The organism is Providencia sp. PROV040 (genome assembly GCF_032706145.1).
GTDB lineage: Bacteria > Pseudomonadota > Gammaproteobacteria > Enterobacterales > Enterobacteriaceae > Providencia > Providencia hangzhouensis.
In genome coordinates, this window is the sequence record NZ_CP120530.1 from 3,225,258 (window position 1) to 3,249,629 (window position 24,372).

Here is a 24,372-nt window from a genome sequence, read left to right on the forward strand (position 1 = left end):
TATAACCAACTATTTAAGGTGGCTAAGAAAGCGCTCAGTTATTTGTACCGCCCCCCAATTCTTTCTATAATTACTGTTATTTATACTAAGGTCGAGATTGCTTTCATAATCAATGCGTTCCTCAACAAGTAACTGAACCAAACGGTCGATGGTTTGCTCTATATATTGTTCTGATAATTGCTGGTAACTATTGAGATGACGCACTTGCATGACACTATTCATTGACCCAATATGGTTGTTATGAGATAGCGTCACTTGCCTGCCACTCTTTGAGCGATATATTGTTTCAGCAACCTTAGCTGACAATTGTTTATAACTGACTTCTTCAGTATCAAAATCAATTAGAGCCACCTGATTGCGTCCCTCAAAATCAGTGATCTTCACATCGCCTTTACCATGGCCGCTAACAATATAGAGGTCGTCCCCTTGAGCTGCTGCTAATTGGTCTTTTCCATCTAAAGAGATAAGCACATCTCGATACATGCCTTGCGCCCATAAAATATCATCACCTTGCCCACCATATAGCACATTTTCACCACCATAAGTTATCAGCTTATCGTGACCACTATCACCTTTGATAATACGACCATGTTGGGTCATATCCGTGACGTTATCATTGCCTGATAAAGTATCAATAAGCCAATTATTTCTAGGGCTATCCTGCTGTAATAGAATGCCATCATCTCTCAACGTTAGTTTTAAAGGCCTTGCTACACCATCAACTACCACGCCATTTAATGTGCTTGCAAGCTCATCAACGGGTTTCCAAGTGGTGAACGCCCCTGACTGTTTGGCTTTATGGAGTTTTTCAGAGAGATAATTAACGAGCGGAGTCATCCCGTGTCTCGTGGAGGAGTTAAATTTTTCGTCCAGCCGCTCATAGTGGTGAATATTGAAGTTCCCCTCACCATCATCGTTAGAAGCCTTAATTTTTACCAGTTTACCAGCGGGTGAAGCATAAAATTGGTATATTGAGTCACTTTCTTCAATTAGTTGACGTTTAAAATTGACCAAATGAATATGGTTATTGCCAATCTGGTCTTCAATATAAACGACACCTGCCTGATGACCATCAATTAAATAGTGATCATCACCAGCCTCGCCCATTAACGTATCGTTTCCTAGACTGGATAACAGCAAATCATCCCCCGAGCCACCACTAATAAAGTTGTCCCCAGCACCACCATATAAGAGATTATTTCCACCGCTGGCTTTAATATTATCATCACCATCCCCTCCCAAGAGGACATAGCTTTCTAAGCCTTTATTGATAATAGTATCATCGCCATTTTGAGCATCAATGACATGTTTTTCAGATTGATAGCCCATTGGCAATATAATTTGATCGTCACCCGCACTACTTTCTTTAACTGGGTTTACTGGTGTTAAGCGGTTTTCCTGTAAGTTGACTTTAAATAAATTGCTATGCTTGTCTTGAATTAAAACAACATCACAGAGCTTATTGCCTACATTAGTAAACTTAATAGTCAATTGTTTTTGCCCGAATTTATCTAAACGGTATAGCTGCCCATCATCCATATACAGCGAATAACCATTTTCTGTAGGCAACAATAAGCACAGGCTGTCCTTATCCGTAAAACTGTCATTGACTTTAGAAAAATCAAATTCGACCTCACCATATTCCTCTTTATTTTGTACAATTTGGTAGGTATCGATTCCATGGCTAACTTCAATATAACTACCTAATTTTATTAGGGGTAATATATTATTTTGACTATTTCCACGGTAGGTTAAGTGTTCAGCACGGCCTATGGGCGTAAACCATCCCCAATTAGGCTCCTTATAATGACGTGATTGGTTTATCGTTATGGTACCCATTGACTCATCTATTTTGACAGATTTTCCGTCTATAGATGATAATTGATCCCCTTCTTGTATATAGCTTAAACTAAAATACTTGTTAGGATATTTTTCATCTATTACCGTTGTTATCATCCAACCATCAAGGGTTTGTAATCGATAGACATGATGTGGCACCTTCGAATCTGCATCTTGAATATTTTCGAGGACAATATTGACTTCACTTTCTACATTTTGAAAAAAGTGGCCATCAATACTATTTTTGGGTTGTCTGATTGTTAAAACCAAGTGGTTGCCGTCCAGCTGAACTTGCTTTATTTCATCTAGAAAATACTCTAAAGCGACTCTGCTTTGTTGGTAATTAGGTTCTTTAATAACCACTTTCGCCTGAAACTTGTGGTTATTTTGTATATAAATAGGGTTTAGGTATTTTCGCGTTTTAACTGATTTTTCTTTTCTATCAAAATAGCGCTCTGTTAGGTACAAATCGTCAGCATGGTCAAGCCACTCATAACGGCGAATATGATAACTATCATTACCGTCACCACCAGCTGCAATACCTTGAGTTAAAATGAGTTTATCATCCCCCCCTTTTCCTTCTACGATGTCTTTTCCTAACCCGCCATCCAATATATTCGCCGTATCATTTCCCCGTAAATGATCATTGCTATTCCCTCTTATCATCACATTTTCCATACTTTGCAAATGGGCAACGGGAATAAAAGAATGATTTCGCTCTCGCTGATAAAGCACCGTATTTTTGTTTAAGTTTACATATACACGGTGGCTATCTGGTAGATTATCAATAATAATTGTGTCCTGCCCGTCTTGGCCATCTAGATACTTAGTCGGCTTCTTTCCCCCTCGTGAAGTTAACGATGCTAAACAGCTATCTCGAATAAAAAATAGATCATCTTTATCTCCCCCTGCAAAATACTTTTCACCTGATAATACTTGAAAGGCATTCTTCTGTGATTTTTTACCGATTACAACGTCATTACCATTAGCCGTATTCCAGCTAGTCCCTTCACTATTGGTATTTTCAATATATAACGCTGTCCGTTGTCTGTTATTCACTAAATGTTCACTGAAAACACGTTCATTTTCCCTTAGCATTTGTTGCCCTAATACACCAAATTCCGTTTTTTTCGAATAAAAACTAATTTGTTCCGGGTTAGAATTTATTAACTGGTCTTGAAGAGGCTGTGATAATTCATCATCTAAAATTTGGTGTCGTACTTTAAATTCATCTAATAACGAGTTATTATAGGTAGAATTTAAAGAATAACGCTCATGAGTCGCTATGCTACCGGTATTTTTAAGGTCAAATATCTCTTTCTCTTTTGCTTTCAGACGAAAGCCATGCTGAATAGACCATCCCATATTTTCATAAAGGTGTTTTAAATTTTTAAACCACGCCGTCGTTCTGGCAATTTTATTTTGTAAAAGAAACTTAACTTCATCAGCAGTAAACGAAGGTGCCTCTTTACGTAAAAAACGCACCGTCGTATTTCCCGCCCCTAGATATAGATTTCCCAACTTACCGTAAAAATAATTATCATAATTATCAACCAAGTAGTATCGAGGCTCATTTTCATAGGTCGGCTTTTCAATGACACTAAGATGGTGAGCAAATCCTGCCTGCATAATATTATTTTCAAATAAAACGAGATCCATATTCCAATCTTGCTCTTTAAACGCATTAATATAATGTTGTATATTCATTTCTTGCTGGCTACGTATGGTTGGGTCTAAACCTACAGCCCCCCGGATCCCCTCTTCTAATTCACGATCCCAGTCAATATCAATAACTTCTTTGATGTTTTGAACCGCACGAACACCGCTATAAGCCCAGCCCCCAACCAGCAGTATACCTCCAATAACTAACCCAGCGACGGGGATAACGGAAGAGCCCACTAAGATGCCAATAACAGTGACCCCATTGATCACAGCACTAGCAATAGAGAAAGATGCATTTACGATAAGATCTTGGCGTTGTTTCGGGTCTGTGACACTGTCTAATTTAGATAAGCTGTCGTAGGCTTGGTAAACATCAATTCCCATCCCTACCAAATTGAAAATCACCACCGTCCCCGAAGCAATCCTCGCACGGACTAACGAAGTTGCTCCCTTACTGGATGCAATATTTAATAGCATCGGTTGCACTATCATATCGCCATAATTAAACAGGGCTGACGCAGCAAGTAAATAAAACTGTTTTTCTAACTCTTTAATTTCCTCATCACTAATATCGGGGTTATCTAGTTTATCTAAAATGGCATATGCACTAATTAGGCTTTGAATAGCCCCAGCGGCTCCCATTGCTTGCCCAGAACGATTTGCCAAACGTCGAAACTGCGGAAGCTTCTTACCTGCTTGACGAATCTTGAGTAAGATTGGTGATGGGATGGTATTTTGCTGAACATCAATATTATTCGCTAAATATTTAAGCTGTTTTTTTAGCACTCCCGACTCAGCAAAGCTAGCTTGGTAATCAACTAATTGGTGGATATCCGCTGACTTTAATTGTTCATGGAATACTTTAATGAAAGAGAGATCTTCTTTCCCACCTTCCATCAACGTAAAATACATTGTTAGTTTATCTGCGGAAAAACGAATTTTATTATGTAGATCAGCCGTATTGATATCACCCAAAGAAATCGGTTTTCCATCAATAGTGGCACCTAATTGTTGTAATTTGGCAAAGGCAATTTTTTCACCGTTAATAGTGATCCAACCGTTTTTTGGTAACGTAAATTCAATTTGTTCAATAATTGATTGTCGCTGGCTACGTAAAGAAGACAATGCGCTTTTAAAGCCAGCTGAGTCTAAGTCAATACGCTGAAAGTCTGCTCTAAATTCCCCTTCAGAAAGTTGGTTATTTTCACTAAAGTAATGCTTAATTTGCTGTTGAAATTGCTGTAGAGCTTGTTGAGAAGAGCTATTTTTCACATTAAGTTGGAGCCCATGGGGATCAAATAAGCTGATTTCATAACCGCCATTACGTTGTACATAAGTTACGGTATAAGTGACCGATTTCCCCTTTAAGAAGATTATTGCGTTATCCACTTCGCCAAGTGTTGCGAATAGACTACCAAGTGATTGATCCGCTATTGAAATCCCATTTTTGTGGAGTTCAGTATTAATATCTTGGCTGTACTGCTCCATCTTTATCAGCAGTGAGTTTTCTGCTGATGTCGATGCATTTTTCACTGTGGCTTGCTCTATTTGCCCTTTACGTTCAATAAAATCTCGTGCTGAATGGCTTTCCCCTAAATACAGTTCAACCGCGTATATTCCCCCCAAAGTTTGATCCATTTCTCGGCTTTGAGCGCCTGAACGAATAACTCCATGATCTACTAACTCAACTTTATTACCATCAATTAATTGTTGGTTAAATTTAGCTAATCGCTGTGCTTGGTTATCTTCATAAAGGCTAAATGCATCTGCAAAAAAGTATTGTTTCAAAGGTGCATTTTTCCCAATAAAATTGGCTGAGGCTAATTCACTAAATTCTATTAATTTATTACTAAATAAAATATATTCATGATTATCCGTAACTAACGCTAAAATTTTGCCTTTATCGATTCCACTACCAGCAGGAAATAATTTCATTAATAACTTTTGTGAACGTTCACTTAAATGATTTAGTATCGAGATGTCATTTCTTATCGCAGACAATAATATCTGGATATCACTCGCTTGTTGTTGATAAGGACTTGATATTTCTAGTTCTAAAAATGGCTCTAGTAATAGTGAATTAGCTTCAAATTTTTGACTTAACGTTGCATTTAATTTTCGATTTACTAACGGATCAGAGACTGCAATTTTTAGTTTTTTAACATCAATATTGCCATTTCCATCAGAAAAATACTTCAATAAATAGGTGTGTTCAGTCTTATTAATATCTTGAATAGAAATTTCTTTTAGTGCTATTTTTTCTAATGTATTAATAATAGAATGATGTGAATTTTCAACTGCTTCCAGTCCTTTTATTTTTTTGTTTTCATTCAAAGCGTTATCAAAGAGATCGGCATTCTTGATTTCTGTTCCGTGCTCTTCGGCAAGAATAGTTTTACGCTTATTGTTATCTAGATGAATATCTTTAAATTCATCGTCAGTATCTAGCATAACGTTCTCATTAGATTGCTGCTTGTTTTCTTTATTTTCAGCATTGTCGTTAAGGCTTTTTTTTCGACTAATTTCTGCTAGTCCTTTTAAATAGGTATCTGATATTTTTCTTTTGGGTTCAAATAATTCTCCATTATCACCTTCACTCCATTTTTTATTTAACGGAGCACGATACCCCTGATTAATTAATAATTGCTGGAAATTAGATAGTTGTTCTACATTATCAATAATAATAGAACCATTAGAATTCATTGGAAAATACGTCTCAATTGATTCCGTTGACCCTCTAAGTTTATTTTTCCCCTTCAGGTTTTCAGGTAAGAAAAAAGTTATCGGAAAATTTTCACTCATCACACTGGCAGGGTTGGCATCATCAGCACCGTGGTGAACCAGTTCAAACCCATTTTCACGGCCTAGCTGGCGGTTCATCTTATCTTTGAGTTGTTTTATTTTCTTATTGCTAACACCGTTATCCTGCCCCTCATAACGATCATATTCCGCTTTATTATTAAATAGTTTTTTTTCCTTTGCTGATAATTCATCATAATTGACACTTGCTTTCCATGTTTCCCAAGATGGCATTTCTCTCACATTGATATAATGCTCTAAATCTGACATTGGAAATATAATGCTAAATAAATCATAATCTGCCGTGACAGGCTTGCCTGTTTTAGTATCCCCAATAACCAAAAAATCAGTCAATTGTTCATTTTCCAGATAGTAAACTTTCCAGTTATCTAATGTGCTATCAGCACTTTTTTTCAGGAAAAAGACTTTCTCACTGCCATCAACAATGGATGTAGTACGATAATAGCCCTCATCATTAATAAGTTCTAATGGTGAGATAGCACTAAATTGACGTAATTCATCTATTCGCTGAGTGCTAATCTCTAAATGGACACTCATTGCCTTACCGGATTGAAATAGCTCTTGAAGCTGGAGATTAAGTTTATCACTGTTAGTTCGGCCTGATTTTTTAGCAAATTCCTGTTGTACCGGAATAAAACCACTATGAGGCCCCCAATCTGCACTTTTACCTTTAATGGCTAATCCCTTACTACTGTACTTTCCCGATTCAATTAAACTCGTTGATTTAGCATCTATTGGCCGTATACCAATAATAATATTTTCTTCACTAGCTATTTTCGTAAAAATGCGTTGATGGCTAGCTGGAATACCCGTTTTAACCTGCGGGCTCGTTTCTGCCAACGGTTTAAGTTGTAAATTGATACTCGAATAATCTCGCCCTGTTTTACCATTACTTTGAGTTATAGCGTTAACATCCTTATCATTCATGTTCTTATTTCCCTGAAAATTACAAATTCACTAATTATTTCAATTAATTATTTGTTTATTATTAAAACAAGCAATTATTTGTTCGATAGGAAAATAGCAAAATTCGAGGTGTTCCCAAACTAAGTTGGGAACAATTAGGACATAGTGTTAACTATTATTTTTTTTATGACATGATTAATATCGAGCTATAAAAACCCCCTGTTATTAAGGGGGTTAAGTTATACTCGTCATACTTCAAGTTGCAGTATTGTTGACTGCACTCATTCGCACTAGTCACATACTGATGTATGCTCCTAGCGACTCATTCATTTGTCGCCTAACTGCACCATGAATTATTTAGAGTATAGATTAGATAATTACCAGACTGGTTGTTCATCTTGTAAGAAAGGGTTTGTTTTTCGTTCAAAACCGAGATTAGACATCGGCCCATGACCAGGAATAAATTGATAATCATCGCCAAGCGGTAATACTTTGTTTTTAATTGATGAAATTAAATCTTGATGATTACCTCGTGGGAAGTCACTACGACCAACACCACCTTTGAATAATACATCACCCATGGAAATTAATTTATCAGCATGGTTCACAAAAATAATATGACCGGGCGTATGGCCAGGACAATGCAACACGTCAAATGTGATATTGCCACAAGTTACTTTATCCCCTTCTTCTAACCAGTAATCTGGCGTAAAATCAGGGCATTCGCCAATGTAAAACATCGCATTTTGCTCTGCGAGGTTTTCAATCCAAAAAGCGTCTTCTTTTTGTGGGCCATAAATCGGCACTGAAAAGTGCTTAGAGAGGATAGCTGATGCACCGATATGATCAGAATGGCCATGAGTTAACAGAATTTTAGTTAACTTCAACCCAAGGTTTTCAATAGTAGAAATTAATTTTTCCGCTTCTCCGCCGGGATCAACAACAACTGCATCTAACGTATTTTCATCCCAAATAACTTGGCAGTTTTGCATAAACGGTGTTACTGGGATAATAGTATATTTCATCGAGCAATTACTCCGTAATCTATGTCACCTATGCACAGATTACCACGTTCTTGCTGGTCCTGTATCGATATGTATAAAATTGCTTCGAGGATAATAACCAACGCCACCCGCTTTCATTTTCAATGCGGCCTTACGGATATTGCTCAACTGTAAACCTTCAATATGGAAATCCATTGCCTGCCCGCGTGTGTGGTAGCTTTTTTTCGCCACACCAGAGCTTTTACTGCGTAATTTATTATTAGTCTCTAAAGAACGATAACCAGAAATAAGCTGCACAGGTTTATTTGTTCCCATCATCATTTGTAATAAATAGATTTGATCAAACAGTTTGGGGTCAATGGTTTTCACTTTGTCACAACGATAGTCACGGAAAAAATGATTTAAACGTGCTAGTTCAGACTTATTGTAGCGGCGCCCATCAAAAAATTCAGTTTTTAACGATTCGCCTGTATTAATGTTTTGAAAACGTAAAATACGTGGTCGAGGGGTCGTCATTGCAGCAAATACATGGCTTGGTAATAAACTAAGGCCAATCGTTGCGGCCCCAATACCTAACCATTTTCTGCGGGATTGATCAATTATATCCATAGGTGATAGCTCAGACTCTAATAAATTCAGTATTAATCGATAAAATTTTGGCAACCTATTGAGTCTAGCAAATCATGCTTAGCTTTAATGTATAATTATGTAAAGATATGCATACTTAACAGGAATTTTATTGCAGTTTTCGTCAGTAATAGAGTTTTGTCACTCAAACTGCTCGAAACATGCAATCTTAGACACAAAATATGCTGCCTTTATCAAAGTAAGTAAAATAGCCATAGCTGAATAACTATAAAACAATGGAATAAACAGGATAAAAACGGAGAATAGAGGAAACGTCACGGAATGAAAATTTACGAAGAACTATGTTCAGGCCGTTAATACGTAAAATAATTAAGGGGAGAAAACTCCCCCTTATAAATTAAAACTCACAATTAGTGTAAAATCTTTTTCAACATTGGCAAATATTTATCTGCATTATCAATAGAATTATCATACTGATAAATATCTGCTCGATATTGTGGCTGTTGGTCTTTATCTACCCAAGCCGTTTGGTAGTACAGAAAAACTGGGATCCTATCTGGTATATTCACATACCGTGTTGACCCCTCTTTCAATGCACCGTCAATTCGTTTTTGTTCCCAACCTGCATCACCTAACAAAATACTGGCTAACTCACTTGCTTTATTCACACGCACACATCCAGAGCTTATTGCACGTGCATTACGATTAAACAAACTATGGTTTGGTGTATCGTGTAAATAAATCGCATCTGAACTCGGCATATTAAACTTATAGCGCCCTAATGAGTTAGTTGGGCCCGGAGCTTGTCGAATTCGATATGGGAAATTAGCTGGGGTGATATTATCCCAGTCAATAGCATATGGGTTGATTTCATATGAATCAGCCCCCCAACCAGAATAAACCGTATAGCCTTTTCGACTAAAATAACTTGGGTCTTGCTTCCCTTTTGGGGCGATATCTTTACGTGCCATACTGGTTGGCACACTCCAAGGCGGGTTAATTACCACGTTATTTAGCGCACTGCTCATGATCGGTGTTTTGCGATCTGCACGACCAACAATCACTTTAGAATCTAAAATGACTTCGTCATTTAAATAGAAATCTAAAGAGTAGCCAGGAATATTAACTAATATTCCTGTACCACTACTTGCAGGAATAATACGTAAACGTTGGATATTAAGCGCCATTAAACCTGCTTTTTGTTTTGGCTGCATATTTAACCAAACACGCGTGCCTTTTCCAACTACACCGTCGGCCTCTAAACCATATTGTAATTGGAATTTTTTTACAGCATCAACGAGTTCTTGGTCATATACTTTGGACACGGTACTTGCAAGTGCATCACTTGGCTCTGTTGGTTCGACGGTTTGTTCAACTGCCAGTTCTGCAACTTGAGCCATTGTTTCAGGAGGGGCAACTTCTTCGGTTACATTTCCACCCTCAAGTAACCCTTCACGTTGTAAGATTTGACGTAACTTAACCACATCATCGCTAGACTGCCCTGGCTTTAATGCTTTTGTTCCTACTATTTCTAGGTTATCTTCAGGCATCGCCAATAATTTCAGCATTTCCTTGCGCATTGGCAAATACATTGGATGATTCGGTGCCTGTGATTTTACCCAACTACTTAGGTTATTAGATTCAACGGCGTCTATCCATGGTTTCATTTGAGCCGTTGTTGGAGCAATAATTTTATATGGCCGATTAGTATATAGCCAGTACTGCCCGCTCGCCTCTATTGATGATAAATACTGTAAATAGCCAAGCATGGCATCAGATAAAATAACGTCACGGCCCAGTTCATTTAACTGGTTATTTTCCAGTATTGCCAACCATTCCCCAAATTGAGGCTGAACCCCAGCAAGGGATAATTCTGCCAATTGTTGTTGAAATTGGCTAATTGCCGTTTCATCTTGCCACAATAGCTGCATTTGCCTATCAGCATATAGTTTTGCTAATTGCGTAGAAAAAATAGGTTTCACATCCGTAGGAAGTGATTGTGTTATTTTTACTAAACTTTCTGTTGGTGTAACTGGAGCTACCGTTTGAACTTCAGAAACACTTTGCTGCGTATTTTCTTCATTTGAAAATGCAGGAAACTGTAACGCCATCAACCCGCATATTACTGAGACTTGCAGAGCTCGCACTCTTCTCTTTGCCATACATCCACCTTAATTAACTACATGGATAACAATATTTTTTATTATAATTACAATTTTATTGTATTTAATTTTAGCAGTAATGTTATAGGAATAGACTAATTTTCCTTTTTTCGGATTATAGACAGATAACCACTTAATGAGAAAAAGAATTATTTTCATTATTAGTGGGTATTTATTGGTGCTTTAAACATAGATGAATTTTATTTTAATTAAAAGCTTTAGCTAACGCTTTCTTTCTCACTTAATTTCCATATAGAAAAAGAGGTTTTCATCATGAAAAAATATGTTTTAAACATCGGGTTTTATTCAAATTAATTAATAATCTTGTTAAATTGCATTTGCACTATTTGTTAAATACAAGAAAACCGATATTTATTCCTAAATACCGGCTTTCATTTCATTCACAAAAACTATTACTGCAATGTTGGTGCTTGTACGTTCGGGGTTTCTTGCCCGAAGCCTTTTAAGCCAACCACATGCACATGCTCATGATTACCAACCACTTTACGAACTAGCTTATAGGTTGTGCCCTTCTCAGGGCTAATATTCTCAGGCGCCGCAATAATTAGCTGCATTTCTAACCTGTCACACAGTTCAAATAAGGTTGCAATTGATTTAGCATCTAATCGCGCAGCTTCATCTAAGAATAATAACCGGCAAGGAATAATATCTTTAGCACGCAGACGGCGAGACTCTTCTTCCCAGCTTTGTACTACCATCACTAAGATGGACATACCTGTACCAATAGCCTCACCAGTGGATAACGCACCACTTTCTGCTTTTAACCAGCCATCTGAACCTCTATTAACCTCAACTTCTAATTCTAAGTAGTTGCGGTAATCGAGTAATTCTTCACCGATGGTTTGTGGCAACCGCTGCCCAACATCCACTTGAGGGTTAAGGCGTTGGTATAATTTCGCCATCGCTTCAGAGAAAGTTAACCGTTGGCTGGTAAACAAGTCTTGGTGCATTTCACTTTCTTCGGAAAGGACACTGAGTAACAGCGCATGGCTTTCTCGAATATTCACATTGAGGCGAACCCCTTTAACCTGACCAAATGCCACGGCTTGCAGCCCTTGGTTTAGCATACGAATTCGATTCTGTTCGCGCTGAATGGTTTTGCGAATAATATTCGCCACACTTTTTGAACTGATCGCCAATTTTTGCTCACGTGCCGTTAGCTCTTCCGTTAAGCGCGCCAGCTCAATTTCCATTTGCTCGATTGCATCAATCGGGTCATCTGTACGAATGATGTCTTGGCGAATACGTTCACGTAGGTGTTGATATACCGCGATAAAGAATTTGATCTTCCGCTCAGGGTGTTTTGGATCTTCGGACAAACGCAGTACATCACGTAAATGTTCGTTATCCGCAACCGCTAAACGCAACGCACCTAAGGCTTTATCCGACATGGAACGTAAGCTGTCACCGTCAGTATAGGCCAGCTCACGGCGATGTAAACGACGCTCGACGCCATTGTCTTTCACCAAGCGCATTACCGCACACCAACCTGCTTTTGCCGTCACTACCTGCTCACGCAGCATATAGTAGTCTTTTTCTAACTTACGAAGGCGCTTCTGTAAGTTATCCATTTCAGCTTCACATAATGTCAGCTGTTTTTCTAACTGGTTAATACGGCTACGATTTTCCATGACGCGCTGGTGCAGCTCATCACGTCGAATACGAGCGCGCTCTTGAGCATCAGGATCAGCTTTTACGCCGATCTCTTGCATCTCAACTTCGAGCTCTTTCAACATTTCTTGTTTGGTATCGAAAGAACTGCGTAACGAGGCGAGAACTTGATGGAATTGTGCACTTTGTGCTTGGTGCTGACGCAGCTGTTCGCGAGCGCGTGTACGCTCGGTTTCTGCCTGCTCTAAACGCTGACGTAATTTTTCATTCAAGTCCGCGTTTTCATTCACCATTCCTGTTGAGTCACTGTAACTAAAGTGAGCACGACGCTGAACAACCTCAACTAATGCAAAGGCTTGCTGTTTTGCATTTTGTTGGCTGTGTTTTGCTGACTCATAATCTTTGCGTAATTGTTCATGTTGTTCAGGATCACTGAGTAACACTGTCACAATCGGTTCTAACTTTTCTAACGCATGACCATGTTTATTCAGGAAATGTGCCGCTTCTTCTGCTTCCGTTAGTTCTTCGTTTATCTCTTCGACTCTGTCCGCCAATGTTTCATCGAGTAATAACCCCATTTGAGGTAATAAACGATTAAGAGCCGCAAGGCTTTCTTTGCCTTGTGCAAATTGTTGGCGTTGCTGCTGAGTTTGCTCTTCAAATTGTGCCAAAGCACGTTCAATTTCCGTGCGTTTCTGGTTAAGCGAACGAATTTCAGCTTCAGGATCATCTTCAAAGGCCACGGAAATATGTTGGCCTATAAACCGACTGAATGCTTGGTGCGAACGCTGAATTTTCTGCACATCAAATGACAGGTTCGCGTAACGCTCAGCAAGCTCATCACGTTCAGCAGTTAATGACTCTAAATGACTTTCACGAGCAGCACGACCAAACAAAGGTAATTCAGGATAACGAGAGTAACGCCATTGACGCTCAGACGAACGGACTAATACCGCATTTTCAAATTCCTGCGCATCAAAAACGCTGTCATCGAACGATTGAGGATCCCCCTCGATAAAATAAACATCGTCAGGGCAATCTTGTAATGTTTCGAGCTGGCTACGAACCACAGATAAGTCTTGAACCACAATACCATGACGAGCTGGGCCATATAACGCAGAAAAATAAGCCGCATCTTCGATGGTAATGTCATCATAAATTTCTGATAACAAAACACCATTAAAACGCTCAGCCAACGCTAACATGCGGCCATCTTCCGCACCACTTGGCTGACTTAACCGCTCAATTTGCTTTTCGAGATCTTTACGTTGCGCAGCAACTTCATCTCGTTCAACCGTTATTTCCCTTTCTTGTTCAAGGAGTTGCTGCATAAACTCAGTCACAGCAGTACTTGACTCAAACGTTTCATGGGATTGCTCATTAAGCTGCGTTAGCGCTTCTTGGGCCATAATCCATGCAGGGGCTTTAGATGAAAGTTGGCTAATCCGCTGGCGAATTTGTTCCAGTTCTTGGCGCATTTGCATTCGTCTTTCGCCACTCTCATTCACACCAATACTGAGCTCTTCTTGTTGCGCTTCCAGCTCAGCCATCAGTGCATCAAGTTCATCTGGCTCATAGCTTTGGCCATAACGTTTACAGAATTCCGCCAATAAGCGTTCTGCATTTTGCTGGCTATTCAGACGTTGTTGCAATTCAGATAGCTGCATACGCAATGGTTGTACACGATCCGCTAAATGTTGTTGTGATGACCAATCACGTAATAATGCACGCGCTTGTTGGTATGCATCACTGCGGCTAACTTCCCCTACCATATTTCTAACTAATTGATAGGCTTGCTCAAATTGGCTATGTGCGGCATCCGCCACACTCATTTTTTGCTCAAGCGCTAATAACGCTTGGGTAGCTTGTTGTTCACGCGCTTCGAAGGTATCTAGCCATTCATCTGCGTTATCAATGGATAATTCAGGAAGCTGGCACAATTCACGAGCACGCGTTAAGGCATGCAAGGCTTGCTGGTACTGAATAGCACGAGTTTGTTGTACATCTAGTGCTTGTTGGTAGTCAGCTAATTGATTTTTTAATTCATCAACTTCAATTTCAGCAGCTTCAGCTCGTGCTTCATATTCTTCTTGAGTCTCAGTCGCTTCAGCAACAACTTCACTTTGTTCTTCAAGACGATAAGTCAGTTCTTCGATATCTGCTTGATAGCGATCGATTTTTTCTTGTTGACGCAGCGCGGCTTGCACTAAATTTAAATGGTCACTGGCAGCTTGGTAGTCAGCTTCTAATTCTGTAGATGCCCCATTTTGCTCATTCAATTCACGCGCCATTTCGACGCTACGAACTTGTTCAACACGTAATTGTTTACGGCTAGCTAATAGCTCATTGCGCGCAGCCAGTGCTGCATCAAGGTGAATCCGTCTTTCATTGGAATGGCGCATATAATCCGCAGAAACATAATCAGTCGCCTGGCTAATCAAATGCTTGAATAAGTCGCGGTCTGATTGAGTGACACGAATGGCTTCTAATGTTAAACGGTTTTCACGCAGAGCCGCTTCCATATCTTGGAATGCTTTACGTACCCCACTGTTTTCTGGCAACAAATAATCACGTAATGAGCGAGTAATGGCACTAGAAATACCGCCATATAGTGACGCTTCAATCAGTCGATAATATTTGCTTCGGTCACTCGCAGAACGTAAGCGTTTCGGTAACACGCCTAATTCAAACAGTGTCGAGTGGTAATCGGTAATTGAGCTAAACTGCTTAAACAAAACGCCTTCCTGTTCTTCAAGACGTTCTTTTAGCTCATTGAGTGGGATCACTTTTGCTTGGCGGCCATCGATAATTTCCGTCAATATTTCCGTTGGAACTGTCGCTAATGGAATGCCTTGTACCATAAATGGCTTAATATCGACTTTTTTATCGCGCCCTGCGACTTGCTGTAAACGCACCCCCACCATGACGCGCTGATGCTTCGAATTTAACACATCCAAAATAGCGTAACAGACACCAGGACGTAACTTACCATGCAAGCCTTTATCACGAGAACCTGAGGTCGCGCCGGCTTCCGTTGTGTTACGGAAGTGAAGTAAGGTTAAATCTGGGATCATCGCGGTAATAAATGCTGCCATGGTTGTTGATTTACCCGCACCATTACCACCCGATAACGTGGTCACTAATTCATCAAGGTCAAAAGTTCGGGCAAAAAAACCGTTCCAATTCACCAGCGTCAGTGAGCGAAATTTTCCGCGTTCAATCATTATTCTTCATCCTCATCACTTTCTGCCGGTTCTTGACTCTCTTCGCCATCCTCTTCATCACTATCTTTTAGTGATAATTCACCGTCAAGAGAGATAGCTTCACCATCACGGATCATCCGTAACTGTGCATCTTGTGGGTTATCGCCACTGCGCACATCGGCGCCAAAACGGAATACAGATTCACTAATAATAAATTTACTCGAATCATTTTGCAGAAAATGCACCATTCCCAAGCGACGTAAACGGTTGAGTGATGTTCTTAATTTTTCCTGCAATTTTTGTTTGTCTAGGTCAGAACCTGTCGAACGTTGATTAACAAATTTAAGTAGTTTGCTTTCATCCGCTAATGATAATAATTCTTCAAATAACTCTTGTGAGGTAAAAATACCTTGGTTACTCAAGCGTTCCGGGCTGAGATAGAGATAACAAAGAATTTTCCCAACCATCATATCTAATTCAGATAACACAGAGCGAGGTATTAAGGTTGTTGATCGCGGACGTAAATAGAAGAACCCCTCAGGGGCACGAATTAATTCTACGTTATATCGTGCATAAAATTGTTCTAATGCTTCCTGAAAATCCATTAAAAATGCGTGGTTATCAAGGTCATCAACACTAATATGGCGACCTGAACGCAATTGGCTGTCTAGCTCTGGAAAAATCGGGTTAGCTAATGCTTGAGCCAGTTTAACTGGCATAAATTGTTCAATATTTGTCGATGACATGTGCCTGTACCTTGGCTCCGTGATCATTAATAGCTTGCCATTCTGCCGGTAATCCCGCCAAATCAGCCTCTGCGATACCTAATTTAACAGCTTGGTCGATAATAATTCGAGCAACATCAAAATGACGTTTTTGCGGATATTGCAGTAAGTACTCATGCAACACCCGGCCAACATCGAGCGGCCGTTGCTCTGTTTTATAAATGGCTAACTCAACTTCCATTAGCTCAGCAAGCTTGTCATTTAATTCACTAAACTCTTCAAATTCAAGCTCTGGTGGTAATTCACCCATGACCTCTTCATCATGCAACGCGAGCTCTTCATCACGCATATCGAATAACCGATCCGCATTAGCGTACGTGAGTGCCCAAGGGCTATCAAGGTAGTGCTGAACGGATTGACGTAACCGTTGAGAAAATATTCTATTTTTATCCATATCAATAGCTGTACGGATAAACTTATGAACATGACGGTCATAACCAATCCATAAATCGATAGATTGTTGACCCCAGCTAACAATACGGTCTAGTTTATTTTGCAGGTCAAAAACTAGCCTATCCACTAAGTCAGAGAACGCCGGCGCATTCATGTTGGCTTCTTGAATACGTAATAAATTCGCTTGCAGTTTATCCCCTGCGGCTTCTAATGTGTCTTGCAACTCACGCAATGTACCTGATGTTTCTGATAGTAATTGCTCACAGTTAGCGATAGCTGCCTGCCAGTCTTGATTTAATAATGCGGCAATATCTTCTTTTACTGAATTTTGCTGTTCATCCATAATACGTTGGGATAAATCAATACTGTCAAAAATTTCAGCAACTGAATATTTTAGTGGGGCAAACACGTAACGATGCCAATAAAATTCATCACCACCTTCCTCTGCGGCTTCAGCGGCACGTTGCAGCTCTCCTGCAACAATAGAAAGTTGCATGGAAAGTCTTAATGTTGAGAACTCTCTCTGACGAATATAATAATCGCTGATGCCAATCCCCAAAGGGGTTAACCGGTAAATTGCATTACCTTCAACAATGTCACTGGCAAAACGGTTAAAAATCTTCTGGCGAACCATATCATTGATGGCATTATTGGCCCTTACTGCCAATGATTCAGTTGTCTGCTCAAACCCTTTGCAAACTTCACGAAAGGCATCAACCAGTTCCCCTTCACTCATTTCACCATTGACTCTTTCACTATTTAATACCGCCACCGCAAGCAAAAATGCTAAACGTTCTGCGGGAAGTGAAATCGAAAAATCATTTTTTCGTGCCCAAGACACAAGTTCAGGGACGGTCTGGGAAAAATCACTCATAAATCGTCCTTTTGTATTTGTTTGCGTGCCATGACATGAACATAACGCCCCATGCTAATATAGGGTTCTTCACGGCAATACTGCTGTTCTAATGCCAACAATGCCGGAAAATCTTTTTGCTGTAACTGCCGACTTTGTAAATAGTCATGGAATACCCTGACACCACTTTTACCGATGATTTGCATATTACACTCGCCCAACCAAGCATCAACCTGATGAGGAAAAAGCGGGTTTTGTGGTGATAACGAGCGTTTACGACGACGTTGAATATGTGGCGTTGCAAGATGAAAATTTCCTAAAATTGCATTACGCATCACCAGACCATTTGCATTATAGAACATGACAGAAAATACGCCTTCTGGTCTAATTATATCTACCAGTTGTTCAATTGCATATTTTTGATCGCTAATCCATTCAAGTACCGCATGAAATAAAACAAGGTCAACAGGTTCATCAATATATTGTGCGATATCTTGCACTGCACAATGAATAAAACGCATGTTATCGCTAATACCTTGTTCCTTGGCAAGCTCACTGCCTCGTTCCAACATCTCTTCAGATAAATCGCAAAGTATCACCTGATGCCCCATTTCGGCGAGTTTGCGTGAAAAGTGTCCTTCACCACCACCTGCATCAAGTATTTTTAGAGTTTTACCCTCAAATTGGCTGCTTAATAATTGAGTTAAATCTTGCCAAACTACCGCTTCTCGTATTTTTCCTTTTGTCGTTCCGTAGATATTTTTTGCAAATTTATCGACAATATCATCAAAGTTGCGGTCTGCCATGTGCTATCCGGTTGCCTATCATCTATTATTTAAAGCGGTTTATGAGCCAATTTGTCGCGAAAAAACGTAAAATGGTTGATTACATCCTGATATTGAGAAAATTAACTCTAACCAGAAATATTCTCACATTGCAGCGTATTTATCACATACAATGCGAGGCGACTGTTAAAACAGGAATTATAACAGATAATAGCTATATTTTTGCATAGTACTTCATTGTGCTCAGCAAATTTCAGTTTGCTACTATTAAACACTATTCTGTTATTTTCCCTCTAATTTCGCTGCGTTATTGCATATTTTTCCGTAGATACTGCCACAATGATTAATCGATAACCCTTAAGAATAGGCTTAGTTATGTTATTTATTTTAAAAAAATATATTGGTTCTCTATTGATGCCATTACCATTATTACTCATCATCGGGTTTATCGGATTGCTTTTGCTTTGGTTTACACGCTGGCAGCGTTGTGGAAAGGCGTTTACTACCCTAAGTTTAGTTTTAATAACTCTGTTGGGGTTACAGCCTGTTTCAGATACTTTACTTGCCCCAGCAGAAAAACAATTCAATAAGCGCTATGAATTAATTACTGAGAATCCACCTCAAGATGTACGTTATGTTGTTGTTCTCGGTGGCGGTTTTACATATAACCCTGATTGGAGTCCAAGTTCCAATCTGTTGAATAATAGCCTACCTAGAGTGACTGAAGGTGTTCGTCTTTACCTTAAACACCCTGGTAGTAAACTAATTTTCACTGGCGGTAAAGCGAGTAGTCCTATCAGCAGTGCCGAAGTTGCTGCACAAGTTGCTCAATCCTTGGGTGTCCCCGCACAAGATACTATTCCACTCACTGAACCCAAAGATACACAAGAGGAAGCTTATGAAGTTGAAAAAATTATTGGAAAATCTCCGTTCTTATTAGTAACGTCTGCTAACCATTTACCTCGAGCGATGACTATGTTTACTCAACGAGGAATGAACCCTTTCCCTGCCCCCGCAAATCAGTTGGTTATCACGAGTGAAATTAATCCATGGGAGAAATATATCCCTTCCTCTTATTACTTTGGCCATAGTGAACGTGCTTGGTATGAATTTCTTGGTACGCTTTGGTGGCATTTAAAACCCAATAATACACAGGCATTAGAAGAGCAACTTGCTACGCCTGAGTCAGTTACCGCTGAATAGTAGCAAAAAAGGTGTAATCTATTGAGATTACACCTTTTGTTTAGCTAAATCGCATATTGGCTATTTGAGCTATTAGGAAAATGTGGGCTACTGAATAAATTGGCTTCTAACGAGTTCAAGATCTTCAGGGGTATCAACACCAGCACCTGGCGTAGTTTTCGCGACATCCACATGAATTTTCTCGCCATACCAAAGCACCCTAAGTTGCTCTAGCATTTCGATTTTCTCTAATGGGCTTGCTTCCCACTTAATATAACGACGAATAAACCCTGCTCGATAAGCGTATATACCAATGTGACGCAAAAAGGTATCCCCTATTACATCATGGCTTTTCGCAAAGTTGTCTCTATCCCAAGGAATAGTTGCCCGAGAAAAATACAATGCATAACCTTCGTGATCAGTAACAACCTTGACAGTATTTGGATTAAACGCTTCATGAGCATCATTAATAGGTACAGCTAGCGTCCCCATTTCAGCTTTACTCCCCTGAAGATTACGAGCAACTTGGCTGATAATCTCAGGTGGAATTAAAGGTTCATCACCTTGCACATTCACGATGATTTCATCGTCAGAAAAAGCATAGGTATCAATAACTTCAGCTAGTCTTTCTGTCCCAGACTGATGATTTGGGTTAGTCATACAAGCTTCACCACCTGCTTCAATCACCGCTTTAGCAACATCAGAGTGATCTGTCGCAACTATCACTCGTCTAGCCCCCGATTTAACAGCTTGCTCCATTACTCGAACAACCATTGGCTTGCCATGGATATCAGCCAAAGGTTTACCTGGTAAGCGTGTTGAGGCATAACGAGCAGGAATAATAACCGTAAACATGAGGATTACTGACCTTCATCTAATGAAACGGAACGCGCTTCATTTTCTAGTAATACAGGGATGCCGTCACGAATTGGATAGGCTAAATGATCAAACTTACAGATAAGTTCGAGGTTTTCTTTGTTATAACTTAATTTGCCGTGACATACAGGACAGGCAACGATTTCAAGTAAACGGTGATCCATGTTTTCTCCCGAATGGATTTTAACTCACTTGGAGTCAGGATATCACATGCAGATATCACCGTTAACTTTAATCTTCCTGAATAAGATCTCCTGCGAGAGATGAGAGGATAAAAGCAGGAGAAATTGTTCTGTTTATTATCTAATAAGCAATAACGTCAGCTGCCGTTATGCCATCCGAATTACGAGTAACAGAGAACTCAACGTTTTGACCTTCGAATAATGATTTGATTTTTTTATTAGCAATTGACTTTGTTGTCACAAATACATCATCACCACCATTGAATGGTGAAATAAAACCGTAACCTTCTTTTGCGTCAAACCATTTAACTCGACCCATATGTAATTGAAAATTCATATTAAAACTCCTTTTGTTCTGAGAACAATATTTTTTTTATCTTTGTATCATTACTCTTTCTTGCTTCCCATTTATAAAATGCCGATCTATTAATACATCAAAGAGTAATTAAACTTTACCAATTCATGCGCACAAATCATTGCGCATATTTTATAACGCCCATATATATAGATTTCAGACACCGCTAATCTACTGCGAAGTTAACAGTCTATTTTGACATTATGATGACAAAACGCAGTGACAGCGACTTTACAATGTAGATTACGCGAGGATATGAAGACTAACTAAAGAACGGGGCGTGAAATTTAAGCTAGTATAAAATCCAATTATCAATGTATTGTATCTAGATACATAATAAGTAGATCTATATCACATTGGAGATATTATTATCACAGAGGAACGTTATAGACAAGTTTTTTTGTTATTTGTGATAAGTTTTCTTATTCCGCTTAAGATTTTTTCAGCATCAATCGGCTGCAATTGTGCTTGTACTGGAAGGAACCACCAATTTGGTTGTGCAAAAGCACGGCATTTCACCGCGTCTTTTTCGGTCATTAATAAGTTTTGCTCATTTTTAACTAACGGTGAAAGCTGTTTTAATTCATACGATTGGTGATCAGCAAAAGCATGAGTGTTAATAACTTCGACCCCTTTGTTTTCTAATGAGGTAAAAAAACGAGGAGGATGACCAATACCTGCCATTGCGACAACCGCAGGTAACTGTGTAACTGCACGTTTTTCACCAGTCACCAAGTTATAAGCAACATCGCCTTCAAGGGCCATTACGGCTTCATTTTCTTGAGCTTCACCACCGTTAACAATGACAGCATTAACACGCTTTAAACGCCCAGCCCTTTCACGCATAGGCCCTGCGGGTAGCCACCAACCATTACCAAAACGACGCTGGCCATCAATAACGACAATCTCATAGTCACGTTGCAATGCATAGTGCTGCAACCCATCATCAGTAATAATCACATCTAATGGGAATTTTTCCAATAACGCTTTAACTGCATCACTGCGCTTAGGCGCAACAGCCACGGGGGATTTAGTACGATGAAAAATTAGTATGGGTTCATCCCCAGCAACTTCAGTTGTCGTCGTTTCATCGAGTATCAGCGGGTACTTTTCAGCTTTACCGCCATACCCTCGAGAAACAACCCCCACGCGGTAGCCTTCTTTGGTGAGTGATTCCACTAACCAGATAACAACAGGGGTTTTACCATTTCCCCCCGCTGTCAGGTTTCCCACCACTACCACTGGAATTGGCGCTTTCCATGAACGTTTCAGCCCGATTTTATAAGCTATATCCCTAATTACCGTTACCAACCCATAAAGGAAAGATAACGGCAGCAATAAAAGATACAGCCATGACTTGCCAGACCAAATGCGTTCTATCATTGTTTAAACTGAATGCTATGTAACTGTGAATATGCGCCATCTTGAGCTAATAGCGATTTATGGTCACCACGCTCAATGATTCGGCCATCTTGTACAACTAATATCTCATCTGCATTTTCTATCGTCGATAACCTGTGGGCAATGACCAAAGATGTTCTATTTTTCTGTAACTCATCAAGGGCAGCTTGAATAGCACGTTCAGACTCTGTATCTAGCGCGGATGTCGCCTCATCAAGAATAAGAATTGGGGCATCACGTAGCAGTGCTCGAGCAATCGCTATTCTTTGACGTTGCCCGCCAGAAAGCATAACACCATTTTCACCAATAACCGTGTCCAAGCCTTTTTCAAGTTTAGCAATAAAATCCATTGCATAAGCCATTTCTGCAGCTTTCTCTATTTGCTCACGGCTGTAGCTGCCGTCTGTTGCATAGGCAATATTATTGGCTATCGTATCGTTAAATAGATAAACATGCTGAGAAACTAACGCGACTTGACTACGTAATGAAGATAACGTGTATTCACGAATGTCATGCCCATCAATTTGAATAGACCCCTCGTCGATGTCATAAAAACGTGTAATCAAATTTGCAATTGTGGACTTACCTGAACCTGATCGCCCAACCAGAGCAACTGATTTCCCTGCTGGCAAAGTAAACGAAACATCGTCTAACGCAGGATGTTCTTTGGTTGCATAGGTAAAGGTAACATGTTCAAATTTAATATCTCCTTTAACCTCTTTAAGTACTTTATTTCCGTTATCTTTTTCTTGTTCGGAATCTAAGATAGCAAATAAAGTTTGGCAAGCCGCCATACCACGCTGGAATTGTGAGTTAACGTTAGTTAATGATTTTAAAGGACGCATCAGTGCAAACATTGATGAGAAAACAACTGCAATTGTACCCGATGTTAATTCATCACGAATTTCAGGAAAACTCGCTGCATAAAGGACAAATGCTAATGCAAATGATGCAATTAACTGAACAATAGGGTCTGAAATTGCTGAAGCGGTTACCATTTTCATATTTTGGCGGCGCATGTTGTTACTGACTTTATTAAAGCGTTCAGTCTCAACTTTCTGTCCCCCAAAAATTAAAACTTCTTTATGGCCTTTTAACATCTGTTCAGCACTTGCCGTCACATGCCCCATACCGGTTTGCATGTTTTTACTAATCTTACGAAAACGTTTAGAGACGATACGAATAGTGACTGATACAATCGGGGCAATTACGATTAAAATAAGAGAAAGTTGCCAGCTATAATAAAACATCATCGCAAACAACCCGATGATATAAGCACTTTCACGAATAATTGTAATTAATGCTCCAGAAGAAGAAGATGCAACTTGTTCTGAATCATAGGTAATTCTAGATAATAGTGTTCCTGTCGATTGCTGGTCAAAAAAACTAACAGGCATTCCCATCATATGACCAAATAATTTACGCCGCATGTTCATCACGACTTTACCTGCAACCCAGGAAACACAATAGGTTGAAACAAAGCTAGACCCACCTCGAACAACCATTAAACCTAACACCGCAAGCGGAAGCCATTTTAAAACGTCATTATCTGCTTTATCAAAGCCCTCATCCAATAAAGGTTTTAATAAAGAAATCATAAACGCGTCACCCGCTGCGTTTATGATAAGTGCTATTGCTGCAACGATTAAACCCGCTTTAAAAGGCGCAATTATCGGCCACAAGCGACGAAAAGTTTGTTTTGTCGAAAGGTCTTTATCATTCATACTTTTAATTACCAGACTTA

The 24,372-nt window shown here is 39.5% G+C and carries 14 protein-coding genes; 1 reads left to right on the forward strand and 13 read right to left on the reverse strand.

Annotated elements, in window-relative coordinates:
- Positions 1–9: 9 nt before the first annotated feature.
- The 8 genes from P3L40_RS14895 to cmoM form a co-directional block, all read right to left on the reverse strand.
- On the reverse strand, positions 10–7,248 hold the full coding sequence (locus P3L40_RS14895; protein WP_247605799.1) for an anthrax toxin-like adenylyl cyclase domain-containing protein: 7,239 nt from the start codon (positions 7,246–7,248) through the stop codon (positions 10–12).
- A 356-nt stretch (positions 7,249–7,604) separates the two neighbouring features.
- Positions 7,605–8,252 carry an MBL fold metallo-hydrolase gene (locus P3L40_RS14900; RefSeq protein WP_196731706.1) on the reverse strand — a complete coding sequence of 216 codons (648 nt, stop codon included), beginning with the start codon at positions 8,250–8,252 and terminating at the stop codon, positions 7,605–7,607.
- Positions 8,253–8,291: 39 nt separating this feature from the next.
- The gene (locus P3L40_RS14905; protein WP_004256173.1) at positions 8,292–8,840 is read right to left on the reverse strand and encodes a YcbK family protein; all 549 of its coding nucleotides are present in this window, start codon (positions 8,838–8,840) and stop codon (positions 8,292–8,294) included.
- 389 nt (positions 8,841–9,229) lie between these two features.
- Positions 9,230–10,981 carry a L,D-transpeptidase gene (gene ldtD, locus P3L40_RS14910; protein WP_136134702.1) on the reverse strand — a complete coding sequence of 584 codons (1,752 nt, stop codon included), beginning with the start codon at positions 10,979–10,981 and terminating at the stop codon, positions 9,230–9,232.
- A gap of 413 nt (positions 10,982–11,394) precedes the next feature.
- Positions 11,395–15,837, reverse strand: a complete 4,443-nt coding sequence (gene mukB, locus P3L40_RS14915; RefSeq protein ID WP_210852592.1) for a chromosome partition protein MukB — start codon at positions 15,835–15,837, stop codon at positions 11,395–11,397.
- Entirely contained in the window at positions 15,837–16,562 is a 726-nt protein-coding gene (gene mukE, locus P3L40_RS14920; protein WP_004256187.1) for a chromosome partition protein MukE, read from the reverse strand. Before mukE ends, mukB begins: the two co-directional genes overlap by 1 nt.
- Positions 16,543–17,868, reverse strand: coding sequence for a chromosome partition protein MukF (gene mukF, locus P3L40_RS14925; protein WP_136134700.1), 1,326 nt, complete (start codon positions 17,866–17,868; stop codon positions 16,543–16,545). The genes mukE and mukF overlap by 20 nt, the downstream gene beginning before the upstream one ends.
- A complete protein-coding gene (cmoM, locus tag P3L40_RS14930) occupies positions 17,865–18,653 on the reverse strand; it encodes a tRNA uridine 5-oxyacetic acid(34) methyltransferase CmoM (protein WP_210852591.1) in 789 nt (262 codons plus the stop codon). Before cmoM ends, mukF begins: the two co-directional genes overlap by 4 nt.
- Positions 18,654–19,007: 354 nt before the next feature.
- On the opposite strand from cmoM, the gene elyC reads away from it, so the two are divergent.
- Positions 19,008–19,835 carry an envelope biogenesis factor ElyC gene (gene elyC / locus P3L40_RS14935; RefSeq protein WP_210852590.1) on the forward strand — a complete coding sequence of 276 codons (828 nt, stop codon included), beginning with the start codon at positions 19,008–19,010 and terminating at the stop codon, positions 19,833–19,835.
- 87 nt (positions 19,836–19,922) lie between these two features.
- On the opposite strand, the gene kdsB is transcribed toward elyC, so the two are convergent.
- From kdsB to msbA, 5 genes are all read right to left on the reverse strand, one after another.
- Positions 19,923–20,669, reverse strand: a complete 747-nt coding sequence (gene kdsB, locus P3L40_RS14940; RefSeq protein WP_136134699.1) for a 3-deoxy-manno-octulosonate cytidylyltransferase — start codon at positions 20,667–20,669, stop codon at positions 19,923–19,925.
- Between the two features lie 5 nt (positions 20,670–20,674).
- Positions 20,675–20,854, reverse strand: a complete 180-nt coding sequence (locus P3L40_RS14945; protein ID WP_136134698.1) for a Trm112 family protein — start codon at positions 20,852–20,854, stop codon at positions 20,675–20,677.
- 139 nt (positions 20,855–20,993) lie between these two features.
- Positions 20,994–21,209, reverse strand: a complete 216-nt coding sequence (locus P3L40_RS14950; RefSeq protein ID WP_004256206.1) for a cold-shock protein — start codon at positions 21,207–21,209, stop codon at positions 20,994–20,996.
- Positions 21,210–21,611: 402 nt separating this feature from the next.
- Positions 21,612–22,610 (reverse strand): tetraacyldisaccharide 4'-kinase, encoded by a 999-nt coding sequence (gene lpxK, locus P3L40_RS14955; protein WP_004256210.1) that lies wholly within the window; start codon positions 22,608–22,610, stop codon positions 21,612–21,614.
- Complete coding sequence (msbA, locus tag P3L40_RS14960) at positions 22,607–24,352, reverse strand: lipid A ABC transporter ATP-binding protein/permease MsbA (RefSeq protein WP_004256213.1); 1,746 nt, start codon at positions 24,350–24,352, stop codon at positions 22,607–22,609. The genes lpxK and msbA overlap by 4 nt, the downstream gene beginning before the upstream one ends.
- Between the last annotated feature and the right edge of the window lie 20 nt (positions 24,353–24,372).